The organism is Paenarthrobacter sp. NPDC058040, from assembly GCF_042885775.1.
In the GTDB taxonomy this organism is placed as follows: Bacteria; Actinomycetota; Actinomycetes; order Actinomycetales; family Micrococcaceae; genus Arthrobacter.
In genome coordinates, this window is record NZ_JBHVRN010000021.1 from 23,850 (window position 1) to 50,446 (window position 26,597).

Consider the following 26,597-nt stretch of genomic DNA (forward strand, 5'->3'; position numbering starts at 1 on the left):
TGAGGAGCACACACTGATGGGCAACTACTACTACCCGACAGGTGGCTTGCCGCCGCAGACCCACCTGACCACCGAGCGGGCCATCGTTACCGAGGCCTACACCGTGATCCCCAAGGGTGTCCTCACGGACATCGTGACCAGCAACCTGCCGGGCTTCACCAACACCCGTTCCTGGATCATCGCGCGTCCGATCTCCGGCTTCGCCACCACGTTCTCGCAGCTGATCGTGGAGATTGCTCCGGGCGGCGGCGCTCCCAAGGCAGAGTTCGAGTCCGGCGTTGAAGGCGTCGTCTTCGTGACCAAGGGCCAGCTCAACCTGACCCTCGACGGCGAACTGCACCACCTCGAAGAGGGTGGCTACGCCTACCTCGCCGCCGGCGCCGAGTGGGGCGTGGAGAACGTCTCCGACGACATCGTCTCCTACCACTGGATCCGCAAGGCCTACGAGCGGCTTGAGGGTTACGAGGCCAAGTCCTTCGTGACCAACGAGAAGGACATCGAGCCGACGTCCATGCCGGACACCAACGACGTCTGGAAGACCACGCGCTTCACGGATTCCAGCGACCTTGCGCACGACATGCAGGTCAACATCGTCACGTTCCAGCCCGGCGGCGTGATCCCCTTCCCGGAAACCCACGTCATGGAGCACGGCCTGTACGTCCTTGAGGGCAAGGCCATGTACCTGCTCAACAACGACTGGGTGGAAGTAGAGGCCGGTGACTTCATGTGGCTGCGTGCTTTCTGCCCGCAGGCTTGCTACGCGGGTGGGCCGGGCGAGTTCCGCTACCTGTTGTACAAGGACATGAACCGCCAGGTGAAACTGACCTGATTTTCGCTCGAGATCGCCGGAACGCTGCCCTTTCGCAGGGAACGTTCCGGCGATTTCGTGCGTTTTCCGGCGAAGTCGGCGGTTTGGCGGTGCGGCTGCTTACCGGCGGCGGCCGATGGCGAGCCCGGCCCAGAACGCGAGGATAAGCAGGCCCGCCATGGATACTGCCAGGCCGAGCTGCGTGCCTTGGCTGACGAATGCGGCTCCACTGCCTGTGAAGGTTGTGTTGCTCAGCGGCGCATAGGCGAACCAACCGAAGCCGGCATCCCTGTTGCTCCACGCCACTATCAGCCCGACCACCACGGCGATCAGGCCCAGCAAAGGCACGACGACGGCGGCCAGTTTCCGAGAAGGCTGCGGTGTGTGGTGTTCCCCAAGTGTGTTGTTGTCCCCCATGCGGCCGAGTCTAGCCCGTGTAACGACCCAACTGAGTCGCAGTAGTGCGCGTTCTGAGCTCTCAAAACGCGCACTAATGCGACCTACTTGGGGTTTGTTGGGCGGGGTGCTCCGGCGATCCGGTACGACTCCCGGAGCAACTCGTCGAGTTCTCCCACTTCGATCTTGTTCAAGCGGATGAGAACGAGATTTGGGGACCGATCGTGGTGCGGGGTCCAGAAGTAGGTGTCCGGCTCCATGGCTGCGAGCGCCTCGCGTTCATCGGTCTTGACGGTGACAACCCCGTCCTCCCAGATCCGGGCCACGAGGGTCTTGGCGAACCACGCGGCCTTCCCCCAACTGGGCCGTTCGGTGACGCCGGGCAGGCCCAGGCAGATCTCGCGGACATCCCCTTCTGTCGCCATGGTTCACTGTGGCACCGGGCCCAGCGCCCAAACAAGGGACTACGCTGGGCACATGTTGACCATTGGCAGCACGGTTTTGGGCGTCAATGACATAGCCCGCGCAACGGAATTCTGGCAGGCCGCACTGGGCTATGTACCCCGGGAGCCCGGCGATGACACGTGGGTGATCCTTGTTCCGGCCTCCGGTCCGGGCGCCCAACTCGCCCTGATGTTCAGCGAAACCCCTGTCCAGGAACACCCCCGGATCCACCTGGACCTGTACGCGGATGACCAGGCCGCCGAGATCGAGCGGCTCATGGAACTCGGCGCCGGGCACGTCGACTGGGACCTCTACCCGGAAGACCCGGACTTCGTGGTCCTGGAGGACCCTGACGGCAACCGCTTCTGCGTCATCGACACCAGCCCGCGGTAGCGCCGTTCATTGACACAGGAAATCAGGCCCCGGAATGGGAACACCCCGGGTCCGCTCAATGACGGAATACCGGGGTGACCACGTTAGCGTCCAAGTAACGTGCCAGATAGGATCTGCCAGAGGCCATCTTGAACTTGCTCCTCGAGCTTATCGGAAAGGCACAGGGTTTGCATCCCAACGCGTCCATTTATGCCCCATGGGTACAGGCATAGTGGAACACAGCGCTGAACTCGGCACTCCTCCACGACTTCGCTCATCTCGAAGTAGCGCTCCGGAATGCCCTCCACCGCGCATTGAATGCCCACCAGAGCTCTGGTACCTGGCTTTCATCGTCTGCTACGCGGCAGTTGTTTCCGGCGACGGCATCAAGGAATCCAAAAACAGGAGCGGCGTTCGATGCCAACAATTGGCTGAGGCGCAGAATCGAAGAATCCCGCTCGAAGATCGTTACCAGCGCATCGGGTCAGCGAATCTCAGCAGTGGATGAAGGCAGGATCGTTGCAGATCTGACCTTCGGCGTCTGGGTCGATCTGCTGCATCCGAGATTCGAGCCCACCCTTTGGACCAAGGCCCTGCGGAATGCATTTTGCCGGGGGTGGCCCGCCACGACATTTATCTCCGCCTGCGCACACTCAACGAGGTCAGAAATCGGCTCGCCCACCACGAACCCAATCTCAAAGTCGCCAGCAAGGCTCATCGTGACTTGTTTTGGTTGCTCAGTGTTCTGGACAAGGACGTTCAAGCACACGTGCGCGCTCACAGCCGCGTCGCTGGCCTGATTGCTTCGAAACCGTAACGGCGTCGATCCTGCATGCGTGACGACCACCGAAAAATGGTGTTTATGTTGCCTATTTGCCCATCCCCAACGTCAGTCCCTCCGTCAACCTGCGGCCCAACCATACGTAGATCGCAAGCATGGGCAACACCACGATGACCAGGCCAGCGAACAGCCCGCCCCAATCGGCACCCGAGTACGTCTGCTGCTGCACGAAGGAAATGAGGGCCACCGGCAAGGTGTACTTCTCGGTGGATTGCAGGAGAGTCAGCGCAAGGAGTGTCTCGTTCCAGTGCGAGATGACCTGCAGGATGAACGCCGTCAGGATGCCGCCCTTCGCCAACGGCAACGTGATACGCCAGAACGTCCCGAAGGCCGTAGTTCCGTCCAGTGCCGCGGCCTCTTCCATCTCCAGGGGAAGGGACCGGAAGAACGCGGTCAACAGGAACACCGTGAAGGGCATGGAGACGCCGATATAGACCAGGTTCAGGCCGATGATGCTGTCCGTGAGGTACACCTTGTTCAGCATCACGAACAGGGGAATCAGGATGACCTGTGCCGGTATGCCGAGCCCCAAGATGAAGTACAGGCTCAGGCCACGCGTCAGCCTGTTGTCCACCCTGCTCAGGTAGTACGCGCACGGCGCCGCGATGCCGACGGTGAGGACCGAGGAAACCACGGTGGTGAGCAGGCTGTTCCACGTCGCGACAGCAAAGTCCCCTACGGTCCACGCCCGAACGAAGTTCCCAAAGTCCAAGGACGCAGGCGCACCCCAGGGATCATCGAGGATGGCCCGGGTATCCCGGAAGGCCTGCGCCACCATCCACACCAGGGCTGCGATACTGATGGCTACCACCAGCCACAGCAAGCCCACGCCAATCCCCCGGACAATGTTCCGCTCCCCGCGCAGGGCAGGGCTGACACCGCGCCTCTCCCGCCTGCGCGTGGCAACAGCGGGTTCCAGCAGTTTGTATTCGCTCATGGCTTTCCTTAGAACTCAACCGCGTCGCGGCGCATGGCCCGGCGCAGCAGGACAACAAGCACGGAGATCAGCGCCAGCGACAACACGGCAGACGCTGTGGCAGCCCCATATGCGGGCGTCGACTGCCCGGAGAAGGCATTGACATAGGTATAGACGGCGGCCGTCCAGCTCTGCGTCGGTGGCACCCCTGCACCGGAACTCCCGCCAAAGACCCACACGATCTCGAAGATCTTCACTGAAGAAATGGTCCACAACACGGCGCAGGTACCGAACACGTCCCACGTCAGCGGCAGGATCACGTACCGCAGCCGCTGGAAGGCCGAGGCCCCTGCCAGGGCGCAGTCCTCGTAGTAGTAAGGCGGAATACGGTCGACGCCGGCCATCAGGATGGTGGTGAAGTAGCCGGTGGTGGTGCACACCAGCGTGACCATGATGAGTGGAAAGATGTTGTCCTGCGCCAGCCACTTTGGAGGATCCGTAACTCCCAGTGGTGCCAGGAGGCTGTTCACCATGCCGCCCGGGTTGAAGATGAAGCCCGCCAGGACCCCAAACACCAGGGCGTTGATGAGGTGCGGGAAGAAGATGACGTTGCGGACGATCTTCTTCCCCGCCATGTCCCTGAGGACGAGCGTCATGGCAAAGGCAAGGACGAAGATCGCCGCGCCCACCACGAACAGCAGCAGCAAAGTGTTGCCGAACGAGGACAGGAACAGCCGGTCCCGGAAGATCCTGGCGTAATTGTCCAGGCCAACGAACTTCATTGGACCCGAACCAGCCCACTTGTGGAGGCTGATCCACACAGCACCAAGCGCCGGGACGATGAAGAGGACCGTGTACAGCACAAACGCGGGCCCCACGAAAGGAATCAACAACTTCCTGCGCTGCACATCGATGGAACTTCCCGGCTGGCTTCCGCGGGCAGATGCCGTTCGGGCAGCAGGCTTGCGGGAGGCGGAATGCTGCGTTGCCGCTTTGCCGGCGCGGCGCTCCTTGAGGCCCAGGGACATCAGCCGTTGTCCTTCCAGTACTGGATCTGCGCGGCCTTCATCTTGGCGACGAAGTCGGAGGCGCTGGACTTGCCCAGGAAAAGTTCGTCATCCTTCGGGAAGAAGACCTTCTCCATGTAACCGGGGAAGGTCACGCCGTCGTTCTGCAGGTGCGTGGCGGGGGCGGCGTCGATGGCAGCCTTGACGGAGGCGACGGCGGGATCCACCGGAGCGTCCGGCCTGACGGGGAGCACCTTGGCTTCCGTTCCGAGGGCGTTCTGGTACTTCGCACCCAGCAGGAACGCCGCAAGCCGCTGCGCGGGAGCCTGGTTCTGCGACTTGGCCGGCACAGCGAATCCGATGAAGTCCACGCGGGCGCTCGCCGGACGGCCGTCAATGGCCGGGAACTGGAAGGACGAGTATTCAAACCCGGGTGCCGCATAGGATCCGGTTTCCGTGGGCGTCCACGAGCCATTCAGGATCAGGGCTGCGTTGCCGTTGGCCCATAGTTGCTGTTGGGCGGGGAACTTGCTGGCGTTGTAGCCGCTGTTCAGGTATCCGCCCTTCACGAGGGTTTCCACCTTTTGGGCAGCATCGAGGACTGCGGGATCGTCCCAGGCATCACCGGATTTGTCCTCGACCAAGGCCTTGAAACCACCCGCCCCCTTGAGCCGGAGCAGCGCCGTGACGAACCACGTTGAGTTGTAGCCGGCAATGTCGCCGTCCGCGGCGATGGGAGCCGCGCCACTTGCCTTCAGTTTGTCCAGGACGGCCATGAACTCGTCCCACGTTGCCGGCGGCTTCGCTTTCAGTTCGGGGTGCTTCGCGGCATCGAACCAGATGCCATCGGAGCTGATGCTGTAGGGCACCATCCAAGGCTGCCCGTCTTCACCCTTGAAGGCACCGTTGCTGGTGAACTTTTCCGGGATCAGGGAATTAACCGCTTTCCCGTCCACTGTGTAGGAGTATACGGAGGTCAGGGGGCTCGCCTGGCCGGTGTCGCCGATGACGGGGGCCAACTTCGCGTAGGTTCCGTCCACCAGGTCGGGGACATTGTTGGTGTTGAGGGCCGGAACCAATTTCTCCGTGTTGCTGCGGCCCTGCCATTGGACGCTGACCTTGGCTCCGGTTTCCTTTTCGAAATCCGCAATCGCCGTGGCAATCACCTTTTGTTGGGGTTCGCCTTCTTTCCACATGGACCAGTAATTGATGCTCTGGCCCGAGATGGAGCCTGAGAGATCCACGGCCTCAGCGGCAGTGGAGGCATCATTGGCTCCGCCGCAGGCAGTAGTGGACAAGGCCAGCGCTGCACCCAACAGGGCGGCCAGCGGGCGAAGATGACGGGCTGTTTTGCCCATGGGGATCACCTTTCGAGTGAGGGGAACGGCCGGATGCGGTTCAGTGAATCGACTCTCACAGTCCCCAAAAGCAGGATTCAATGAGTATTCGGGAACTTTCCCGGGCCTTCCGTCGCAGTGGCTGCTGGTTCACGCCGCCCGGGACGGATTAGGCATTTATTCCTCTTTTCGGCCTCCCCAACAATCGAGGAAACGCGCGCGGCGTTCCGTTTTCCCGGCACCCGCGCTCCGGCTCCGAGCTAAAGAGGGAAATTGAGACGACTTGGAATCATTGGCGCAGGCGCCGTGGCACACTTCCATGCAGAATCCGCCGCCAGGATCGGCGCCGTCGAGTTGGCTGCTGTCTGCGACCTCCGGACCGAAGCGGCCTCGTGGGTCGCAGCCCCATGGGCAGCTGCGGTCTACGAGGACTACCGGGCCATGTTCCGCGACGCCCGCCTGGACGCAGTGGTCATCAATACCCCGCACGCTCTCCATCTGGAAATGGTGTTGGCCGCGGCAGAACACGGTTTGCACGTGCTGGTGGAAAAGCCCATGGCCACCACCGTGGAAGACTGCAATCTCATGATCCAGGCTTGCCGGGAGGCGGGAGTGGCCTTGGTGATCGGACAGATCCAGCATTTCCTGCCGGAAAAACTGGCCGCCGAGCGGGTTCTGGCAAGCGGTGACCTGGGACGGGTCCTCATGATCCGCGATTACCGGACCACCGATTACCGTCCCGGGAGCCGGCCGGACTGGTTCTTCAGCCAGGCCATGGCAGGCGGCGGTGCGCTGATGAACATCGGCGGCCATTGCCTGGACCGCTCGATCTGGTTTGGCGGTGGCGAGGTGGATTCAGTGAACGCAGCCACGCTCAAGCGCTTCGGGGTTCCGGTGGAAACGGACGGCACCATTGCCTTGAGGCTGACCAACGGCGTCCACGTGAGCATCACCGTGGTGTCCGACGCCGCCCAGCGCATGGACGAGGTCATCATCGTCTGCGAACGCGGCACCGTTTCCTGCAGCCCGGCCAACGGGACCCTGGTCCGCAGCGACGGCGTGACGCGTACAGCTTGGGAACCCCGGCCCGAGGACATCCAGGAGGGCTTCTTCCTCCAGTTGCAGGACTTCGTCAAAGTGCTCGACGGCGGTGTGCCCAAGGTCAGCATCGACCACGCCCGCCACATCGTGGAGGTGGTCCTTGCCTCCTACGAATCTGCCCGGACCGGCGGCGCTGTAATACTGGAGCGGACCACGCGGGAGTATCCCGTTGGGGCTACGGATGCCGCCCGTGTGCTGAGCGACGCCGTCTAACTGGACGTTCCTGCTGCGCCCGGACACCCCGCCGGGGCGTCCGGGCCGGTGGTTCACTTCCGGCCCTGCGTGCCGTCCCAGTTGGGCGGAGTGAAGGCACCCAACGGATCCTGCTGGACGGGCGCAGTCTGGCCGGCCCCCGCAACAGGAAGCCATCGACCGTCCATGCCCGGCACAGAGTGGCGCTCAAACCATTCGTGGAGCTGGGTTCGCATGGCAGCCACCCGTGCCGCATGGGCACCCTGGGCCACGAGGTTGACGCGTTCCTCCGGATCGGCCGCAAGGTCATACAGCTCGTGGGGGCCGTGCGGATAGCGGTGCACGTACTTCCAGTCCATGCTGCGGATCATCCGCACGGGTCCGTACTCGTCAAAAACTACGACGGCGCGTTCCCCGGTTCTGGTGGGCCGCCCGCCGTCGTCGGGGTTCCGGGTGGTTACCCGGCCGCGAGTGTCCGCCGACGCCACCAGCAGCTCCGCGAAGGACCGTCCCGGTCCGGCCTCGAAGGGCGCCGGGTCCAGACCGACCAGTTCCAGCACGGTGGCGGCGAGATCGTAGGCGGACAACAACCCGGTCACTACGGCCCCGGGCCGGATCCGGTCCGGCAAAGCAAGGATGGCGGGGACCTTGATGGAGGAATCGTAGACATTCTGCGGGTACGTCCCATTGCCCTTTCCCCAAATTCCGTGGTGTCCGCAGTTGAAGCCGTTGTCGCTGCTGAAGATCACCAGGGTGTTCTCCTGGATCCCGAGTTCCTCGAGCCGCCTAAGGACCATGCCAATGCCGGCATCCATTGCACTGACGGCGGCGAAGTACCCCACCAACGCGGCCCGCACATCCGCTTCGCCGCCGATCGGTACACCGTCCACTCTCGGGGTCCACGGGTGCGTGGCTTCCTGCGGGCAACTTTCGAAGCCGCAGTCGCGGTAGAGCTCCTCGAACTCCGGCGGGTGCTGGCCCTTCCACGGTTTGTGGGGTGCCGTGTAGTTCAGGGCGAGGAAAAACGGCTCAGCGCCCCGGGATGCTTCATCGATGAAGCCCAAAGCGTCGTTCGTGATGACGTCCGTCAGGTAATCGGTGACCAGTTCCCGGTGGCTGGTGCCGGCGTCGGACCTGTACATCGTGGACCGGTGGTACGGGCTGCCGCCGCCTTCCAACGCATACCAGTGCGTGAAACCGGAGCGCGGAACATCGTTGGCGCCGAGGTGCCACTTCCCGGACAGCCCCAGACGATAGCCTGCGGCTGCAAGGTCATCCGTGAACAGACGCTGCCCGCCCAGGTAGTCGACGGCTCCCTGTCCTGTTTCGACGCCTGCCAGGTAGTCGTGGACTCCGTGGCGCGAGGGGATGTCCCCGGTCATCAGGCTCGCCCGTGCCGGAGAGCAGACCGGAGAAACACAGAAGAAGTTCTCCAGGCGTGTGCCACGGGCGGCGAGCGCGTCCAGGTGCGGAGTGTGGATGTCGGGGTTTCCTGCGGCCCCCAGGGCCCACGCGCCTTGGTCGTCGCTCAGGATGAAAAGGATGTTTGGCTTCTTGTTGGACACGCTTCATTGCTATGCGGCGTGCAAGCGAGGAATCAAGGAGCATTGGCATTATTCGGGGATTACTACCTGAATACTCCCTAACTGCGGGTGCAAGATAGAGAGGAATCGTTCATCCACATGTGGAGCTGCATCATGCCCAAGAGGAAAACCGGATCCCATCAGACCGGCAACGCCGCCCTTCGCGACACCGCCAAGGCCAACCTCAAATTCCAGGACTTGAGCGATGACCTCCGCCGCGACATCATCGCCGGGACCTGGGCTGTGGGCACCAAGCTTCCAACCGAGCAGCAGCTCGCTACGGAGACGGGGCTCTCCCTCACCACCGTGCGGCGTGCCTTCGAGGACCTGGTGGGCAAGGGACTGGTGGTCAGGCGGCAGGGTGCGGGCAGTTTCGTCGCGGCACCCCAGAGGACGCAGAAGCGCTCACGGTTTGTGATCGGCGTCCTTTTGCCGGACACACAACTTTATTACCCGCGCGTGCTGCAAGGAATCGAGGAGCACCTCTCGGCCCACGGCGCGAGCCTCCAACTCTCCACCTACCACTACGACTTCACCCGCGAGAACGCGAGCATCCAATTCCTCCTGGATGCAGGCGTGGATGGCCTCATCCTGGTGCCGACGCTGACCGGCCTGGACAATCCCCAGGCGAGGGCCGCCGAACTCATGGCCCTGCCGGTGCCGGTTGTACTCCTTGAGCGGAGCCTGGACGACTTGGGCCCGGGAGACCTGACAGAGCACGTCTGCTCGGATCACCAAGGCGGAGCGTACGACGCCGTGATGCACCTGCACCGTTTGGGTCACCGGAAGATTGGGCTGCTCACGCGGGCCAACGAAGCCGCACGCAGCAGCAATCCAACCCAGGCGGCTGTGATTGCGGGATACTCGGCAGCGATGGCGGCGCTGGGTCTTGCCGGAGGGCCGCTGGCAGTCGCGGCCGGCGCGGGCATGGCCTTCAGCGCGACGAAGCCCGAGTGGGAGGCCGACCAAGCCGAGCACATGTTCCAACTGTTGGCCGGCAGTGGTGCAACCGCCGCGTTGGTATTCGGTGACAGGGAAGCTGCCTTGCTGGAAGGTGCCGCCTCACGGCACGGGATCCGGGTGCCGGAGGATCTTGCCCTGGTCTCTTACGACGACGAAATGGCCGACCTCGCGCGGATCCCCCTCACCGCTGTTTCGCCGGCCAAACACCGGCTGGGGGTCATGGCAGCAGATGTGCTGCTGCGGCGGCTGACCGAAGGGGACGCGTGCCCGCTGTACCAAATCAGGCTGCGGCCACGAATAGTGGTCCGGGATTCCTGCGGATCAAAGGCGTTGTGAGGCCCGCACTGCGCTCTTTGCGTGCGAAATAGGGCGCAAAGCAGGCCCCACAACGATGGGGAACTGGGTTGTGGGGCCCGCTCGGCGCTCTTTGGGCCCGATGTAGGGCGCAAAGCAGACCCCACAACGGGAGGAATCAGCGGCGGAGTTTGAAGGTAACCGTCTGTCCGCCGAGCCCTGCCGTTTGGACGGTCAGGGTGCTCTTGCCGTCCCCGTCCGTCGCCAGTGTGCCCTCTCCTTCCAGCACAGTGGTCCACGTCCCCTCGGGCAGCGTCACCGTGAGGCTGGAAGCTTTCTGGGTCGGTTCACTGACTGCCAAGTCCAGCTCGTTCCCGTGCCTTGAGTACACGATGCACGCAGGTCCGGATGCGCCCAGATCGTCTGCCGTTCCGGGCTTCCAGAACGTTGCCGCAGTGGTCTTCTCCGTCTTGAACTCCACCGACTGCGCCGTGGCATCGTTGCGGATCACCCTGTACTTGTTGCCCTCAAGCAGCTTCTGCGTGGACCCCACCGACGCTCCCGGCGCAACCACATACGCGTAGTTGCCGGCGGAGGGTCCCGCACCATGGTCGATATACAGCGTGGCAAAGTTCCTCTGCTGGACGGCGGTGCTGCCGTTGATATTGACCCCGGACCAGCTGCCGGAGCGGGTTTCGCGGAGCACGTGGAGGGGTGAATCGTCCAGGAGGGCGTAGCCGCCAAATCCTTCCAGGTGAACCCAGCGCCCACCGCCCAGCACCTCAGGGCTGCCCGCCGAGGCAGCGACGGTGCCTGCCGCCGTCGTGAACGTATTGTTCCCTTGGTGGAGACTGCGGTGGTCGACGATGCTTTCCACGCGTGCGCCGCTTGCTGTCTTGATGTCCGCACCAAGGCACACGGTCACCTCATCGCTGACGAACCAGGACTTCCTCGCGGACAGGCCAGTCCGGCCCGGACCCACCAGGTGTTGCCCGACGGCGGCCACCTCGCCCAGGGCTGTGGCGCCGCTCCATTCATTCGCCGGAACTGCGGCACCCCACTCACCCTCAACCTTGTCCGGCAAGGCAGTGGTGTCCACGGTGGTTCCGGGCAGGCGGTTGTAATTGACGGTGGCCCAGAAGCCGTCGTCGTACTGGCCCAGATCGGACGTGTAGAAGTAGGTCATGCCGGAGCCCGTGTGATAGCCGCGGTTGTTCTCTCCGTTGCCGCATTCGTACCAGGCAATGCGGTTGCTGGACATGGCGATGGACAAAGCCCACCCCTTCCCGCGGTGCATGGTGCGGTCCATGGCGGGGAAGAGCCGGTGTCCCATCGTCTCGGCAACTGGCGCGATGCCGCTGGCCAGCACCTCTTTGACCAGGGCAGTCCTTGGCACGCTCGCTCCTGAAAGCATGGGACGGTAGGTGTTGCGGGTAATCCAGCCGGCGCAAAGCCCCCGCCATCGGGCAGCCGTGCCTGCATCCATGGCACGGGCCAAGAGCAGGATTGCCTCAATCGCCGAGGCCCCGAGGTCGTATCCAGTATTGGCCTCCCGGCTGATGCTCCTTCCGCGGACGGAATCCGCCATGGCACCGTTGATCATCACCGGCGCAAACGAGCCCTCCACGGCGTCGAAGAAGATGCTGCGGGAGGGGTCACTGACCTCGAATGCCGAGCCCCCAAGGAGCGAGAACAACTTGGACAGTCCGGTGAGCAGGACTACGCCATAGGAACCCGTGTAGGGAGTGGTGCTGTGCTGGATGAAGGAACCGTCGTGGAAGATGCCGTCCCCGCTGGTCACGTACTGCCACACCTGGCTGAGCCCGGCAACGGCGTGCTGCAGTTTCGCGGTGTCCTCTCCGGCCAGGGACCGGATAATGATGCCCTGGCAGAGGTCCACCCGGTTGGCACCGACCGAGGTGATCTTGCCCCGCTTGGGCGGGAACTGCAGCCAAGGGTCGGGCACAAAGTGGTCGATCGCCGCGGAGTAGGCCTGTATCTCGGCTGCGGAGAGCTCGGAATGGAGCAGCACCATGGCATCCGCGAGGGCCCGGGGCACGCCGATTTCCCAAGACCACCAGTTGCCGAACTCTTCCCGGGTGTCGTTGTAGCAGAGGGTGTTGGCGTCGGCGAGTCCGGCCTTGATGTCGGCGAGCACCGCAGCGTCTCCGAACACTGCCGAGGTGGGAGTTGCCCAGGCGGTGGCCAGCTGTGACAACCGCGTGTAGGTGGTGACCACATCCGGGTCCTTGGCGAAGGACAAGTCCGTGAACACCGAGGTTCGGCCTGGAGCCCGGTTGATTTTTGCCAGGGAGTCAGCGGCTTTGTTGTTCAGGGCTGTGACGGCTTTGGCGAAGTCCGGATCGCCCGCCTGGATCACAGTGCGGCCCGTGATCTGGTCCACCCAACGGTTTCGCAGCGCTGCGAACTCCGCGGTGCCCGGTCCGGTTTCGGCCCAGGCGTTCTGCGCGAACATCGAGCTGACGACGGCCGCGAGGGACAATGCGCCGGCGCCCTGGAGCAGGGTCCGGCGGGGAAATTGAAGTGACAAGGAATTGCTCCTAACACTCATGGCTGGACAGGTTCAGCGCCTTTCGCCGGGTCCGCCATTGGCTTGCGAAGAAGTCAACGCGACGTGGAAGGGAGGAATAAAGCAGTACAGGGTTCCGGCGAACCTGCGGCCCCCTGTCAGTGGCCATCGGTAGAGTGCTCCCATGGATGCCAAAGCGACGTTGCTCACTTACCTCCGGACCCGCCGGGCGGACCTGCTCGGCAAAGTAGAGGGCCTCAGCGAATACGATGCCCGCCGGCCGATGACTCCCACGGGAACCAACCTGCTGGGGCTGGTGAAGCATGTGGCCAGCGTGGAACTTGGGTACTTCGGGGAGACTTTTGGTCGGCCCCACGGCAAAGATCTCCCCTGGTACGAGGACAATGCCGAGCCGGATGCCGACATGTGGGTTCCGGCGAACGAAAGCAGGCAGGACATCATCGAACTGCACCACTTCTCTGCCAAGCACAGCGACGCCACCATCGAGGAACTGCCACTGGACGCCCCCGGCGTGGTGCCGTGGTGGTCCGAAGAAAAGAAGCACGTGACCCTGCACCAAATTTTGGTGCATATGTGCGTCGAGACAGCCCGGCACGCAGGCCACGCCGACATCATCCGGGAATTTATCGACGGCCAGGCGGGGCAGCGGCCGAACGATCCCAACATTCCTGTGCGGAATTCCGAGGAATTGGCCGCCCACCGCTACCGGATCGAAGAGGCGGCGCTGCGGGCAGACCGCGGGCGCTGACACCTGCGCTGGCAAAACTTTCACAGCCAAGAAGTAACCTTCACAGCCCGCGCATAAGCCCAGCAAACCTCCGGCGTAGCCTGCCTCCGTAGAAAAGAGGCATGACTCCTCCACAGACCCAACACCGTAAGGGCAGCCGGACCCGGCGCGCCGTCGTCTCCGCTGTCCTGGCGGTCACTCTCTCTGCGGGAGGGGCCGCCGCCTGGGCACTGGACCGCTTCGTCATCCCGCACGCACAGATCACCAACGTGTCGGAATACGAGGCCGCGCAGGCGGGCACCACCACGACGTCGGACACTTCGGCGAGCGCGACCGTCACGGATACCACCTACACCAACGGCGGCACCGGCGTCACCATCTCCAAGGTGACCACCGGCAGCGGCGACAGCACCGTGACCTACTACGTTGCCGACGTCGTACTCGATGACGCAACCACGCTGAAGTCGGCGTTCGCGCAGGACACGTTCGGGGAGAACATCACCGAAAACACCTCGGACATCGCCGCCGACAACAATGCGGTCTTCGCGATCAACGGCGACTACTACGGTTTCCGGGACACGGGAATCGTGATCCGGAACGGAGTGGTGTACCGCGACGAGGGGGCGCGGCAGGGCCTGGCGTTCTACAAGGACGGCACCGTGAAGGTGTACGACGAGACCACCACCACCGCGGACCAGCTCATCGCCGATGGCGTGTGGAACACGCTCTCCTTCGGCCCGTCCCTGCTGGACAACGGCGGGATCGCCTCGGGGATCGAGGACGTGGAGGTGGACACGAACTTCGGCAACCACTCCATCCAGGGTGAGCAGCCACGCACGGCAGTCGGGGTGATCGACCAAAACCACTTGGTGTTCGTGGTGGTGGATGGCCGCAGCCCCGGCTACTCCGCCGGCGTCACCATGACCGGCCTGGCCCAGATCATGAAGGACCTGGGCGCCACCACCGCGTACAACATCGACGGCGGCGGTTCCTCCACCATGTACTTCAACGGATCCCTGGTGAACAACCCGCTCGGCCAAAACAAAGAGCGCGGCACCTCGGACATCCTCTACATCGCCCAGTAGCCATGATCATCCTGATACCGGCCTACGAGCCTGACCAGCAGCTCATTTCCCTTGTCAGCAACCTCCGGGAAGCCGATCCATGGATCACCATCGTGGTGGTTGACGACGGTTCCGGTCCCACCTTCCAGGACACGTTCGACGCCGTCACCCGGCTTGGGTGCCATGTGCTCGGTTACGCAGTGAACGGCGGAAAGGGGGGCGCCCTCAAGAGCGGCTTCGCGTTCATCGCGCAACGGTTCCCCGGCCACGACGTGGTGTGTGCGGACGGCGACGGGCAACACGGAGTGGCGGACATCCTTGCTGTCGCGGACCGGGTCCGGGGCGTGACGGCTTCGATGGTCCTGGGCTGCCGTTCATTCGGCGGCGATGTTCCTGCGAGGAGCAAGTTCGGCAACACCGTGACGCGCTGGCTGTTCAAGCTGGCCACGGGGCAAAGCGTCCCGGACACGCAGACAGGACTCCGGGCCTACCGGGCGGACATGATTCCGTGGCTGCTGACCGTCCGCGGCCAACGTTACGAGTACGAACTCAACCTGCTGCTTGAAGCCAAGCAGGCGGGCTACGGGATAGACACCGTGGAGATCGCCACCGTCTACCTGGACCACAACTCGGGATCCCATTTCAGGCCCGTGGCCGACTCGGTCCGGATCTACGCGCCCTTGCTGAAGTTCCTGGGATCATCGTTCTCGGCGTTCCTCGTGGACACGGTGATGTTCCTGCTGCTGACGGCGCTGACAGATTCCCTCCTGCTGGCGGTGGTTGGAGCCAGGGCCCTCAGCGCAGCCGTGAACTTCATGGTGAACCGCAGCCTGGTCTTTGAACACGGCCGGGAAAAAACCCTCCGTTCCGCGATCACCGGCTACATGGCTTTGGTGCTGGTCCTGCTCACGGCCAACTACGCCATCATGTGGTCGCTGACATCCCTCGCTGTGCCCGAGCTGCCGGCCAAGCTCGCCACGGAGCTGACGCTGCTCGGCGTGAGCTACGCCGTCCAACAGCGCTTCCTCTTTGCGGGCAGGGTCCGGACCGCGCCAACGGCACCCACGAGCGCAAGCCGCACCGCCGCCGTCGAAAGTCATATCTCCGCCTTGGTCCCGGCACAGTTTCAGCACAGCACCACCGGGAATCGTGGAAACCAGCCCACCAACAGATTCCGGAGAATCCGATGAACACCATCATCCTCATAGCGGCGGACCTCATCGCCATCACTGTCCTCACACTGGCCCTCTACCTCCGCCGCCACCGGCGCCGTGACCTGGTGGTCTCCTACCTCGGCATGAACGTGGGAGTCCTCGCAGTAGCCACGGCCCTGTCCGGTTCCGCGGCCGGCGTTGGACTGGGGTTGGGGCTCTTCGGTGTCCTGTCGATCATCCGGCTCCGGTCCACGGAACTGGCCCAGCACGAGGTGGCTTATTACTTCTCGGCCCTTGCTTTGGGTTTGATCGCCGGCATCGGTGTCGAACCCCTGTGGCTCACCCTGTCCCTTATGGGCCTGGTGCTGCTGGTGATGTTCATCGGCGACAACCCGGCCGTCCTTCCCGCTTACCGCCACCAAACCGTGGTCCTGGACCGGGCCATCAGCGACGAGAACCAACTCACTGCACGGTTGGAGGAGGTCCTCAACGGCACCGTCCACTCGGCCACCATCCAGGAGCTGGACCTGGTCAATGACAAGACGATCGTGGATGTCCGCTACGCCGTCAGGCCCGGCCAGGCACGGCACGTTGACGCCAACGCACAGCTCGGCTTCGACAGGCCATCCGGCGCGCTGGCCCCCGCACCGCGGGAACTCCCGGGTTCAGCACTCCCGGAAACCGCTCAGCACACCCCGGCAGGTGTCGCATGAGCAGCCCGAACACAGCTCCGGTCATCCCGCACCTCAGCCAGCTTCCCGCCGTCGGGCTCGAAGAACTCACCACCGAAGCCGCGCTGCTGACCCGGGTGGACCGCAAGTACCTGGTCCCCTCGGCCACCGCACGCCTGATTTTTGCCGGCTTCACCACCGAGGCCCGGGTGCTCGAGATGGAAGGCAGCCGCACGTTCGCCTACGACTCCGTCTACTTCGACACCCCGGACCTGGACAGCTACCTGATGGCCGCGTACGGCAGGCGCCGGCGGTTCAAGGTCCGGACGCGCACGTATGTGGACAGCGCCGTGAGTTTCCTGGAAGTCAAGACCGAAGGAGCCCGCGAAGCCACCGTGAAGGAACGGATCCCCTACGAACCGGGCGATCGTGACCGGCTCACCGACGAAGGCGTGGCCTACGTCAACGAAACACTGGCCGCGGCAATCGGGGACGTGGAGTTCGGCCCCATGGAACCCGTCCTGTCCACCGCCTACCACCGCATCACGCTGTACCTTCCGGAGTCAGGCAGCCGCGCGACCATCGATGCGGATGTCACGTGGCAACGCCCGGACGGCCAACCCTGGGTGCTGGACAACGCCGTGGTGGTGGAGACGAAGTCCGGCTCCGCCCCCGGCCCGCTGGACAGGCACTTGTGGGCCCACGGCGTCCGTCCCTGCCGGATCTCCAAATTCGCCACCGGCATGGCAGCCCTCCACCCCGAACTCCCGGCCAACCGCTGGAACCAGACCCTTCGGCGCCGGCTGCCCCTGCGGCCCGCCAACTGACCCCCTCGAACCCTAGGAACACACCATGCGCTCCCTCCGTACGTACCTTTCCGTTGCCGCCGTCGCCCTTGCTGTTTCGCTGGCCGGCTGCTCGTCCGCCGCAACCTCATCCACCGGCACCACCTCCACCTCGTCCACGCAGCAGGTGGTCAGTGCGTCCACCATCTCCGAGGACACCCACTTCGACAGCGATGACCTCACATGGGACGCTGCGTCCGAGATTGCGGTCAGCTTGTCCGACGGCGGCAGTAAAGTGACGTCGTCGTCCTCCACAGGAGTCGCTGTGGACGGCAATACCGTGACCATCAGTGCGGCCGGCACCCACCGCTTGAGCGGCTCATTGACCGACGGCAGGATCGTGGTGGCCGCCGGCGATTCAGACACCGTGCGGATCATCCTCGACGGCGTGGAGTTGGCCAACTCAACAGGCTCGCCGTTCGTGGTGCAAAGCGCCGACGAGGCAATCCTGTACCTGCAGGACGGCACCAACAACACCCTGACGGACGCCTCCACCTACGCCGACCAGGGCGAGGACGCAGCCAATGCCGCCCTCTACTCCATGGCCGACCTGACCATTGCCGGCCCCGGCTCGCTCAGTGTCAACGGGAAGTACAAGGACGGCATCGTGTCCAAGGACGGCTTGGTCCTGGCTTCGGGCAACGTCACCGTGGATGCCGCCGACGACGGCATCCGGGGCAAGGACTACACGGCCCTGCTGGACGGGACCTACACCGTCACGGCCGGCGACGACGGCGTGAAATCAGACAACGACACCGACCAAGGCCGCGGCTGGCTCCTGGTCAGCGGCGGATCCTTGACGGTCAATGCCGGCGATGACGGGGTCAAGGCGTACAACACACTCACCGTTTCCGGCGGAACCGTCACCGTGGCCAAGTCCGAGGAAGGACTTGAAGCCCAACACATCGTGATCTCCGGAGGCGGCACCACGGTCACGTCCAACGACGACGGCGTGAATGCGGCGGGCGGTTCGGCCGCCACCTCCGGTGACACGGGCGGCATGGGCGGTCCCGGCGGCGGCATGGGCGGAGGATCCCAGGAAGTGGGCGACTACACCGTGGATGTTTCCGGCGGAACACTGACCATCAGCTCCGAAGGCGACGGCCTGGACTCCAACGGCAGCGCCACCATCTCCGGCGGAACCATCGTGGTCAACGGGCCCACCAACGACGGCAACGGAGCATTGGACGTGAACGGAGACCTCACCGTCACCGGCGGCACCGTCGCGGCCTCGGGCAGTGCGGGCATGGCGGTGACCCCGGGGACCACCTCAACGCAGTCCGGGGTGCAGCTGACCTTCAACTCGTCCGTTGCCGCCGGGACGGCCATCCACATCGTCGATTCATCCGGCAAGGTAGTGGCGACGTTCGTGACCACCAAGAGCGTTGCTTCGTTGGTGTACTCGTCCCCGGCGATCGTGGACGGCCAGAGCTACACGGTCTATACGGGAGGCAGCGCCGACGCCCAGGCCGGACTGACGTCGGGCTCCATCGACGGCGCCGAGTCCATGGGCACGGTCACCGCAGGCCAGTACACCCAGGCACAGGGACCGGGAGGACGCCGCTAGTCCGGGACACGAAAACAGCGCCCGACGGCGGTACGCAAGTGCCGCCGTCGGGCGCTGTTGGGTGGGGGCGCGTGAGGTGCCTGGGCGGCGCAAGCCTGCCCCGCAAACTTGATGGGAAATTGAGCAAAACGGACCTGTTCCTTGATGTAGCAGCGTGACTCTGGATTCAGGCGAAGCCCATACCGAGGGGCAGCGGCTACGAACAACCAGCAGGACACAATGACGTGGGGGAAGAAATGGAACAGGCAGAAGCTCAAACAGACGTGATGGCCGTGAAAGGCATCATCCAGGACCAGCACCCCGTGGATTTCCACGCGCTGGGTGTTGCCGGGTGCATCGACCGGCTGGCCGAACCACTCCGGCGCTCCGGCGTTGAAGTCCATTGGGAAATCCCCCACCACGGCATCGAGATCTCCTCGGCATCCGCTGGCCTCCTCTACCACGTGGCGCAGGAGACGTTCAGCAACACCCTCAACTACGCGGACGCCGGCCAGCTCACCATCCGGCTCAACGCGGTTTACCACGGCATCCAGCTCACGGTTTCCGACGACGGCAACGGCTTCGAGATCCATGCCGCCCCGAGTGGCCGCCGCCACGGCTTCGGCCTGCTGCTCATGTCCCTGGCAGTGCACGACGCCGGAGGGACAGTGGACATCGAATCCGAACTTGGACAGGGCACCAGTGTGAGGGTGACGCTGCCGCTGGATTGAGTCCTTATTGGGACCTTGTTTCGGCGCCCCTGCCATGGATCGATGGCCGGACCGGACGTATTCTGTAGCTACTTTTCAGCCAGGAATCCGGACGGAACGGCAGGAAAATGGCACGGAACAAGGGTCAACGCATCGGTTTGGGCAGGTTCCTGTTCAGGCTCTTTGGGTTCTTCTTCATCAGCTTCCTCTGTGGCGTGTTGATCTCCGGCCTGGTGGTGCCGGTGGTTGCGTTCACGAGCACCACAGTGGGTGGGTCCATCGGCTTCTACGAGAGCCTCCCCAGCCAACTCGACGTCAGTTCCCCTTCCCTGTCCAGCACCGTGGTGGCCTCCGACGGAACGCCCATCGCCACCTTCTACGCCGAGAACCGCGTCAAGGTTCCGCTGGACCAGATGTCGCCGTTCATCCGGCAGGCAATCGTTGCCATTGAGGACAACCGCTTCTACCAGCACGCCGGCGTGGACGCGCAGGGCATCATGCGGGCCCTGACGTCCAACCTCACCAAAGGCACCCGCCAAGGGGCTTCGACGCTGACCCAGCAGTACGTCACCAACGTCCTCAACGAATCCCGGCTGTCCCAGGGCAGGCCCGAGGATGTGGTGCTCAGCGGACAGAAGACCATGGGCGACAAACTCCGCGAAATCAAGCTGGCCCTGGAATTGGAGAAGCGGTTCAGCAAGGACCAGATCCTCGAGGGCTACCTCAACATCGTGTTCTTCAACCGCAACGCCTACGGGATCGAGGCTGCCTCCCGATACTTCTTCAGCACTTCAGCGAAGGACCTGAACCTTCCGCAAGCCGCCATGCTGGCCGGCCTGGTCAACGGCCCCAGTATTTACGACCCCACCGTGGACCCGAACGCCGCCATCGCACGTCGCAACCTGGTGCTGGACCGGATGCTGGAGCAGCACGTCATCAACCAGCCGGACCATGATGCCGCCGTGGCCACTCCCGTGGAACTGAAGATCACACCGTCCTTCCAGGGCTGCGCCGGGGCCGTGATCGCCACCTACTTCTGCGACTACGTCTCCCACCTCATCCTCAACAACGAGACCTACGGCGCCACCCTTGCCGACCGCGAGCGCCTGCTGTACCGCGGCGGGCTCACCATCAAGACCACCCTCGACAGCCGGCTGCAGGCTGCGGCCCAGGCCCAGGTGGATGCCTCCGCCGGAGACAACCCGGATAAATGGGGTGCCGCGATGACCACCGTTGAGCCCGGCAGCGGCAGGATCCTGGCCATGGCCCAGAACACGGTGTTCGTTCCCGAGCCCGGCAAGTTCGATACCCAACTGAACTTCAACGTCGATGCCAAGGACGAGAATGGCTACGACCTCAACGGCGCCGGTGGATTCCAGCCCGGTTCCACCATGAAGCCCTTCATTTACGCAGAGTGGCTCAACGAAGGAAAGAATCCCACCGCCGTCGTGGATGCCTCCCGAAGGGTCTACCCGGTCGGTTTCCCGTGGCGTGACAGTTGCGGCCGGGTCCTGGGCGGCTACAGCTCGGCACAAAAGGCCCAAAACCTCGGAGCCGACGATGACCTGCAGAACAACGACGCCGGCTACTACCGCCCCATGCCCATCAACTACGGCCTCTACAACTCCATCAACACAGCAACCTTTGCGACAGCCGCGCAGCTGGACTTCTGTGGCATCCAGCGAATGGTGGACACGGTTGGCCTGCACAGTGGCTTGGACAACGCGCCCGTGAACATGCACCAGATCGGCAACCTGTTGGGCTCCATCGGCGTTGCACCCTTGGTCCTCGCGAGCGCCTACGCGACCTTCGCCAACGACGGCACCTACTGCAAACCCATTGCCATCTCCGACATCACCGATTCCCAAGGCCGGCAGTACGACGCCCAGAGGACCGAGTGCCGCGACGCCGTGAAGCCAGCAGTGGCGAGGGGCGTGACGTCGGTGCTGCAGGATGTGTTGAAGATGGGCTCGGGCGTGTACATCAACCCGAAGGTGCAAAACCAGGTACCTGTGGCGGCCAAGACAGGCACGTCCAACAACAACGGGGCCACCTGGGTGGCCGGTTACACCACCCGGCTCGCCACGGCTTCGTTCTTCGGGGACACGACGGCGGGACAACAGCGCGCCGGGCAGAACGTCACCATCAACGGCAAGTTCTACAAGTCCTTGGATGGCTACATGATCGCCGGCCCGCAGTGGGCCAACTACATGATGGAAGCCACGGCCCTCTACCCCAGCGGCGCCTTCAACGCACCGGCCCCACCACCGGCTCCGGCGCCCATCACCACGGCGCCTGCGGTTCCCCGACTGACGGGGCAGTAGGCTCACGCGAGCGTCCGCTACGGCGAGTTGACGCACGACGGCGACCTGCCGCCGTCGTGCGGTGGCGTTGCGGGGCCCGCTCTACGCCTCATTCCCCGCGCTTAGCGCGCAAAGCAGGCCTCACAACATTCAGCACCCACGTTGCGGGGCCTGCTCTGCGCCTCATCCCCCGCGCATAGCACGCAAAGCAGGCCTCACAACGGGGCGTTAGCGGGCGTAGCGCTCCGTGAAGTTCCTGAGCACGCTCATGGGCTCTGTCACCGAAGCTGAGCGGGCTGTTTCGATGAGCTCATCGGCCTGGTGGGGTGGGAAGTACCCGGCGTCCTTGTAGATGCCGATACGGGTGACCAAGCCGTCCACGTCCAGCTCAGGGTGGAACTGCGTGGCGTAGAGATTGTTCTTGATGCGGAACATGTGCACAGGGCACGCGGCAGAGCTGGCCAGGAGGGTGGCGTGGCCAGGTAATTTGCTGCAGGCCTCCTTGTGCCCCACGAACGCTTCGAAGGTATGCGGCAACCCGGCGAGCAGCGGATCACGCTCGCCTTCGGCGGTCAGCTTGATCTCCGTGGGCCCCACGGGTTCGCCGAAACGACGATCAATCGTGGCGCCTTGGTGGACGCCCAGGGTTCCCACGCCGTAGCAAGCTCCGAGGAACGGAAAGTCCAGCTCCACGATGCGGTCCAGGAGGCTCGAGAGTTCCGCCTCCACCCGACGTTGGGCTGCGCTCTTTTCCTCCACAGGATCGCTGGACGTGTAAGGACTTCCGCCAACGATCACGCCGGAATAATCGGCCAGGTCAATGGCAGGCATGGGTCCTGCCTCCAGCCTGACACGGACAAGATCCGGCTCATCCAGCCCGCAGTAGCGCAGGTAGGCCTGGTATTCGTCGTCGGCGGCAGCATCTTCGGCCCGGGTCGCCAGCAGGAGGAACGGCTTCACAGGCCCAGTTTGCGGGAGAGTGCCCGGACATTCCAAGTAAAAGGTGGTTCTGACAGACACTCCCTCCGACGCCGGATATTGCGTAGCGTTAGTATTTGTTCGCGCTAACGCCCCGAAGCGTGATTCATCCCAAAGGAGCCCTTTTTGAACCAGGACCCTGTCGCGGTCGAAACCCAGCAAGCCACCTCGCCGGAAGAGGTGACACCCCGCACAGCCCCACGCAGCCAGCGCCCTGCGAAGATCCCGTGGGGCGGTCTGCTGGTGCTCGCCGCTGCCGGATTCACCGCCGTGACAACCGAACTTCTCCCCTCGGGCCTGCTGCCCCAGATCAGCCGGGACCTCGGCGTCGACGAATCTGCCGTGGGCTCCCTGACCGCTGCCTACGCGGCGATCATCGTTTTCACTGCACTGCCCTTGTCCCGGCTCCTGGGTGGACGCGTACCCCGGAAGACCCTCCTGATCGGGACGGTGCTGGCCTTCGCGCTCAGCAACGTCCTGCTGGCACTAAGCCCCACCTTGCCTGTGGCCATCGTGGCGCGGTTGCTGGGCGGAATCGCCCACGGCATGCTCTGGTCCAGCATGGCACCCTACGTGGCCCGCATCGTCCCTGCGCATTCCGTGGGCAAGTCCATGGCCGTCGTGTTCAGTGGCACCAGCATTGCCTTGGCCGTCGGCGCCCCGATCGGCACACTGATGGGGACGCTTATGACCTGGCGGGCATCGTTTGTGGTCCTGGCCGGAGTGGGCGTGCTGCTCGCGCTCCTCGCCCTGTGGCTGCTCCCCGGCGCCCACGATCCCGGAAACCACAAGGCACCCTCCATCCGTGCAGCTTTGAAGTTGCCCGGGGTCATCGCCGTAGCCACGGCCTGGCCTTTGTTGTTGCTGGCTCATTTCACGTTGTTCACCTACATTGCCCCATTCCTGCTTGCCTCCGGATTGCCAGAAACCCTCACGGGTGTGTCCCTGTCCGTGGTAGGAGTTTCCGGTTTGCTGGGCATCTGGATTGCGGGCCTGACTGCCGATTCCCACCCGCGGCGTTCGGTGATTGCCGCCGTCGGACTTCTGCTCCTGGCGTTCGCGCTGTTGCCGGTGCTGGGCACCACGACGGTGGGCATGTTCGCACTCATGGTCCTGTGGGGCGTGTCCTTTGGGGCCATGGGCATTTACAACCAGGCCGCGATCCTCCGGGCCGGCGGCGAGCACAAGGACGCTGCCAACGGACTCACTGTGGTGACCATCCAAGTGGGCATCGCCGTGGGTGCCGTGTACGGGGCGCTGGCGCTCACCGTGCTCGGCGCCCAGTTGGTGCCGCTGGCTGCTGCCCTTGCCACGGCGGTGGCCCTGGCCATCATCGTCGCCAGCCGCCGTGGTGGATACCCGGCAGGGGGTCGCGAGAAGCGCCGTTAACATCGCCGAAACATGCCAGTCACGCGATCTTCACGCACGCCCGATTTCTGTAACTTTCCTGCAACTTAGCCCTTCTGAGTCGGAAACATAGCTCACCGAGTATTGATCGAGGGGATGCGAGGGCCGACTACAGGCCCGTCACGGACAGGCTTGATCAGAAGGGAAACGCAGGTGGAGATCTCTGCGCAAAACGTCTGGCTGATGTTGTCATCGGCAATGGTGCTTTTCATGACCCCGGGCCTCGGCCTGTTCTACGGGGGCATGACCCGTGCCAAGGCGGCCCTGAACATGATCATGATGAGCTTCATCTCGGCCGGCATCGTCGGCGTGGTGTGGGTCCTCTGGGGCTACTCGATGACCACGGGCGACGGCATCCTCGGCCTGTTCGGCAACCCATTCGCGCACGTCGGCCTGCAGGATCTGGTGGGCACCCCCGACCTCATCAAGGCCGGCTTCGCCGCGACGTTCGCCATCATCACCGTGGCCCTCATCAGCGGAGCCATCGCCGACCGCGCCAAGTTCGGCGCCTGGGCAGTCTTCGTGCCGATCTGGGTCACCGTGGTGTACTGCCCACTCGCCTACATGATCTGGGGTGGCGGCCTGATGAGCGCGGGCGGCGCCCTGACGGACATCTTCGGCCAGGTGATCGACTTCGCCGGCGGTGCAGTGGTTGAGGTCAGTTCCGGAACCGCAGCTTTTGTCCTCGCATTGATCGTGGGAAAGCGTCACGGATTCGCCAAGGACCCCAACCACCGCCCGCACAACGTCCCGTTCATCATGATCGGCGCGGCTATCCTGTGGTTCGGCTGGTTCGGTTTCAACGGCGGCGCAGCAACCACCGCGGCGCAGGCCGGCCTCATCTGGATCAACACCCTGGTTACGCCCGCGGCGGCCATGCTCAGCTGGTTGGTTACCGAGAAAATCCGCCACGGCCACCCCACCTCCCTGGGTGCCGCGTCCGGCGTCGTTGCCGGATTGGTGGCCATCACGCCCTCCTGCGCGAACATCAGCCCGCTCGCCGCACTCTGCCTTGGCTTGGTGGCCGGCGCCGCTTGCGCAGTGTTCGTTGACCTCAAGTACAAGTTCGGATTCGACGACTCCCTCGACGTCGTGGGAGTGCACTTCGGCGCCGGCGTCATCGGCACCCTGTCCCTCGGCTTCATCGCCCTCCCCCAGGACGGCGTTGGCGGCGGCCTCCTCTACGGCGGCGGACCCCAGCAGCTGATCGCACAGATCGTCGCAGTGGTGGTCACGATCCTGCTTTCCGGTTTGGGCACACTGGTGATCGGCCGGGCAATCCACAAGACCATCGGCTTCCGCGTCACCCACGAACACGAGGTCACCGGCGTCGACCTCACCCAGCACGCGGAGTCCGCCTACGAATTCGGCCTCACCGCGCACGGACACTTCCGCCAGCAGCAGGCGCACTTGTCCTCGCTCATCAAGCGGAAGCCCGAGGCTGCCCCCGCCGCCGGGCCTGCGAAGGAAGACAGCTTCGCTTAGCCTCCCCACAAAACAGCCGACGACGGCGGTACTCAAGTGCCGCCGTCGTCCGCTGTTTTGCGGTCCCCACCCAAGTAGGTCGCAGCTGAGCGCGTTTAGAGAGGTCTAAACGCGCTCTGCTGCTACTTAGTTGGGCCGTCGCCGTTCCAGAGGCGCTGCCACCAATTGCGTTTCGACGGCGGTTCGGGCTCGGTTTCAGGCGGGGCGGCCGCAGCCCGCCGTTCCCGCCAACGGGTGATCTCAGCGTCCACGTCCCGGCGCTTGGTGATGACCGGCGGGCCGCCCTGCAACTGGCGGCGTGCCTCGATTACCCGCTTGTTGAAATCCTCGAGCGTCTCGCGGACCTGTTTCTCCATGATGTACTGGTCCAGCTTTGAGTCCAGCTCGGCGTCCTCGATGCGCAGGAGGATAGCCGGTGGTCCCAAGCCACTAATCTGTTCGCGCTGGATCAGCCCTTTGACCCACCAGTCGGGATCGTAGCCCTTGCCGAGGCCGGGAATGGGTTTGCCTGCGTATTCGAGGTTGTCGAACTTGCCCTGGGCCATGGCTTCGCGGACGAGGTAGTCGGCGCGGGCGGCCTCGTTGACCTTTCGGCGCTTCTCACGGAGTGCATCATCGGCGTCGAGCTCGGCGCGTTCCTGGGCGCTGCTGGCGGTACTGCGGCCGGCCCGAAGTTCGGCGGCGCGTTCCAAACGACGCCTGCTGCCCTCGTTGTCCACGGCTCCACCGCCTCTCACGAATCGTCCTTTTGCCGGAATCGTGGCCTTCTTTCCAGTATTCCCCAAGGCGCTGCCACCAAACACCCGTGCCGCCACCACCTGCTTTGGGCAGAGGAAGGCCCCGACACGCCGGGGTGGACGGCGTGTCGGGGCCTTCCTTTGTTGAAAGTGGGTGGTGGCGGT

The 26,597-nt window shown here is 64.1% G+C and carries 23 protein-coding genes; 14 read left to right on the top strand and 9 right to left on the bottom strand.

Going from position 1 to position 26,597, the window contains the following annotated elements; genetic code table 11:
* The first annotated feature begins 16 nt into the window (after positions 1-16).
* Entirely contained in the window at positions 17-829 is an 813-nt protein-coding gene (locus ACFVSJ_RS22620) for a bifunctional allantoicase/(S)-ureidoglycine aminohydrolase (protein ID WP_387439362.1), read from the top strand.
* A 99-nt stretch (positions 830-928) separates the two neighbouring features.
* Here ACFVSJ_RS22620 and ACFVSJ_RS22625 read toward each other — a convergent pair whose 3' ends face one another.
* Positions 929-1,225 carry a hypothetical protein gene (locus ACFVSJ_RS22625; protein ID WP_387439363.1) on the bottom strand — a complete coding sequence of 99 codons (297 nt, stop codon included), beginning with the start codon at positions 1,223-1,225 and terminating at the stop codon, positions 929-931.
* 83 nt (positions 1,226-1,308) lie between these two features.
* Entirely contained in the window at positions 1,309-1,629 is a 321-nt protein-coding gene (locus tag ACFVSJ_RS22630; protein ID WP_387439364.1) for an MmcQ/YjbR family DNA-binding protein, read from the bottom strand.
* Positions 1,630-1,681: 52 nt separating this feature from the next.
* On the opposite strand from ACFVSJ_RS22630, the gene ACFVSJ_RS22635 reads away from it, so the two are divergent.
* Complete coding sequence (locus tag ACFVSJ_RS22635) at positions 1,682-2,041, top strand: VOC family protein (RefSeq protein WP_387439365.1); 360 nt, start codon at positions 1,682-1,684, stop codon at positions 2,039-2,041.
* A gap of 848 nt (positions 2,042-2,889) precedes the next feature.
* Here ACFVSJ_RS22635 and ACFVSJ_RS22640 read toward each other — a convergent pair.
* Genes ACFVSJ_RS22640 through ACFVSJ_RS22650 form a run of 3 tightly spaced genes read right to left on the bottom strand, consistent with a single transcriptional unit; the run spans position 2,890 to position 6,142 of the window.
* Positions 2,890-3,798, bottom strand: a complete 909-nt coding sequence (locus ACFVSJ_RS22640; protein ID WP_387439366.1) for a carbohydrate ABC transporter permease — start codon at positions 3,796-3,798, stop codon at positions 2,890-2,892.
* A gap of 8 nt (positions 3,799-3,806) precedes the next feature.
* Positions 3,807-4,805 (bottom strand): carbohydrate ABC transporter permease, encoded by a 999-nt coding sequence (locus ACFVSJ_RS22645; protein WP_387439367.1) that lies wholly within the window; start codon positions 4,803-4,805, stop codon positions 3,807-3,809.
* Positions 4,805-6,142 carry an ABC transporter substrate-binding protein gene (locus ACFVSJ_RS22650; protein WP_387439368.1) on the bottom strand — a complete coding sequence of 446 codons (1,338 nt, stop codon included), beginning with the start codon at positions 6,140-6,142 and terminating at the stop codon, positions 4,805-4,807. Before ACFVSJ_RS22650 ends, ACFVSJ_RS22645 begins: the two co-directional genes overlap by 1 nt.
* Before the next feature lie 252 nt (positions 6,143-6,394).
* On the opposite strand from ACFVSJ_RS22650, the gene ACFVSJ_RS22655 reads away from it, so the two are divergent.
* Positions 6,395-7,435: a Gfo/Idh/MocA family protein gene (locus ACFVSJ_RS22655; RefSeq protein WP_387439369.1), complete on the top strand. Its 1,041-nt coding sequence runs from the start codon at positions 6,395-6,397 to the stop codon at positions 7,433-7,435.
* A 53-nt stretch (positions 7,436-7,488) separates the two neighbouring features.
* Here ACFVSJ_RS22655 and ACFVSJ_RS22660 read toward each other — a convergent pair whose 3' ends face one another.
* Positions 7,489-8,979 (bottom strand): sulfatase-like hydrolase/transferase, encoded by a 1,491-nt coding sequence (locus ACFVSJ_RS22660; protein ID WP_387439370.1) that lies wholly within the window; start codon positions 8,977-8,979, stop codon positions 7,489-7,491.
* A gap of 132 nt (positions 8,980-9,111) precedes the next feature.
* Here ACFVSJ_RS22660 and ACFVSJ_RS22665 point away from each other — a divergent pair, with 132 nt between their 5' ends.
* The gene (locus ACFVSJ_RS22665) at positions 9,112-10,296 is read left to right on the top strand and encodes a substrate-binding domain-containing protein (protein ID WP_387439371.1); all 1,185 of its coding nucleotides are present in this window, start codon (positions 9,112-9,114) and stop codon (positions 10,294-10,296) included.
* A 136-nt stretch (positions 10,297-10,432) separates the two neighbouring features.
* On the opposite strand, the gene ACFVSJ_RS22670 is transcribed toward ACFVSJ_RS22665, so the two are convergent.
* Positions 10,433-12,805: a polysaccharide lyase 8 family protein gene (locus tag ACFVSJ_RS22670; RefSeq protein ID WP_387439372.1), complete on the bottom strand. Its 2,373-nt coding sequence runs from the start codon at positions 12,803-12,805 to the stop codon at positions 10,433-10,435.
* A gap of 163 nt (positions 12,806-12,968) precedes the next feature.
* Between ACFVSJ_RS22670 and ACFVSJ_RS22675 the strand changes: the two genes are divergently transcribed.
* From ACFVSJ_RS22675 to ACFVSJ_RS22710, 8 genes are all read left to right on the top strand, one after another.
* Entirely contained in the window at positions 12,969-13,553 is a 585-nt protein-coding gene (locus ACFVSJ_RS22675) for a DinB family protein (RefSeq protein WP_387439373.1), read from the top strand.
* A gap of 101 nt (positions 13,554-13,654) precedes the next feature.
* Positions 13,655-14,617, top strand: coding sequence for a phosphodiester glycosidase family protein (locus ACFVSJ_RS22680; RefSeq protein ID WP_387439374.1), 963 nt, complete (start codon positions 13,655-13,657; stop codon positions 14,615-14,617).
* A 2-nt stretch (positions 14,618-14,619) separates the two neighbouring features.
* Positions 14,620-15,786 carry a GtrA family protein gene (locus ACFVSJ_RS22685; protein ID WP_387439375.1) on the top strand — a complete coding sequence of 389 codons (1,167 nt, stop codon included), beginning with the start codon at positions 14,620-14,622 and terminating at the stop codon, positions 15,784-15,786.
* Entirely contained in the window at positions 15,783-16,463 is a 681-nt protein-coding gene (locus ACFVSJ_RS22690; RefSeq protein ID WP_387439376.1) for a DUF4956 domain-containing protein, read from the top strand. Before ACFVSJ_RS22685 ends, ACFVSJ_RS22690 begins: the two co-directional genes overlap by 4 nt.
* Complete coding sequence (locus tag ACFVSJ_RS22695) at positions 16,460-17,248, top strand: polyphosphate polymerase domain-containing protein (protein ID WP_387439377.1); 789 nt, start codon at positions 16,460-16,462, stop codon at positions 17,246-17,248. Before ACFVSJ_RS22690 ends, ACFVSJ_RS22695 begins: the two co-directional genes overlap by 4 nt.
* Before the next feature lie 25 nt (positions 17,249-17,273).
* Positions 17,274-18,833 (top strand): carbohydrate-binding domain-containing protein, encoded by a 1,560-nt coding sequence (locus ACFVSJ_RS22700; RefSeq protein ID WP_387439378.1) that lies wholly within the window; start codon positions 17,274-17,276, stop codon positions 18,831-18,833.
* 236 nt (positions 18,834-19,069) lie between these two features.
* Entirely contained in the window at positions 19,070-19,543 is a 474-nt protein-coding gene (locus tag ACFVSJ_RS22705; protein WP_387439379.1) for a sensor histidine kinase, read from the top strand.
* Between the two features lie 107 nt (positions 19,544-19,650).
* Complete coding sequence (locus ACFVSJ_RS22710) at positions 19,651-21,846, top strand: transglycosylase domain-containing protein (protein ID WP_387439380.1); 2,196 nt, start codon at positions 19,651-19,653, stop codon at positions 21,844-21,846.
* 207 nt (positions 21,847-22,053) lie between these two features.
* Here the strand turns inward: ACFVSJ_RS22710 and ACFVSJ_RS22715 are convergent, their stop codons facing one another.
* Positions 22,054-22,785: a glutamine amidotransferase gene (locus ACFVSJ_RS22715; protein WP_387439381.1), complete on the bottom strand. Its 732-nt coding sequence runs from the start codon at positions 22,783-22,785 to the stop codon at positions 22,054-22,056.
* Positions 22,786-22,983: 198 nt separating this feature from the next.
* On the opposite strand from ACFVSJ_RS22715, the gene ACFVSJ_RS22720 reads away from it, so the two are divergent.
* Together ACFVSJ_RS22720 and ACFVSJ_RS22725 are read left to right on the top strand one after the other, a co-directional pair.
* Positions 22,984-24,192, top strand: coding sequence for an MFS transporter (locus tag ACFVSJ_RS22720; RefSeq protein ID WP_387439397.1), 1,209 nt, complete (start codon positions 22,984-22,986; stop codon positions 24,190-24,192).
* Between the two features lie 171 nt (positions 24,193-24,363).
* A complete protein-coding gene (locus ACFVSJ_RS22725) occupies positions 24,364-25,695 on the top strand; it encodes an ammonium transporter (protein WP_387439382.1) in 1,332 nt (443 codons plus the stop codon).
* Between the two features lie 122 nt (positions 25,696-25,817).
* On the opposite strand, the gene ACFVSJ_RS22730 is transcribed toward ACFVSJ_RS22725, so the two are convergent.
* Positions 25,818-26,432 (bottom strand): DUF1992 domain-containing protein, encoded by a 615-nt coding sequence (locus ACFVSJ_RS22730; protein ID WP_387439383.1) that lies wholly within the window; start codon positions 26,430-26,432, stop codon positions 25,818-25,820.
* Between the last annotated feature and the right edge of the window lie 165 nt (positions 26,433-26,597).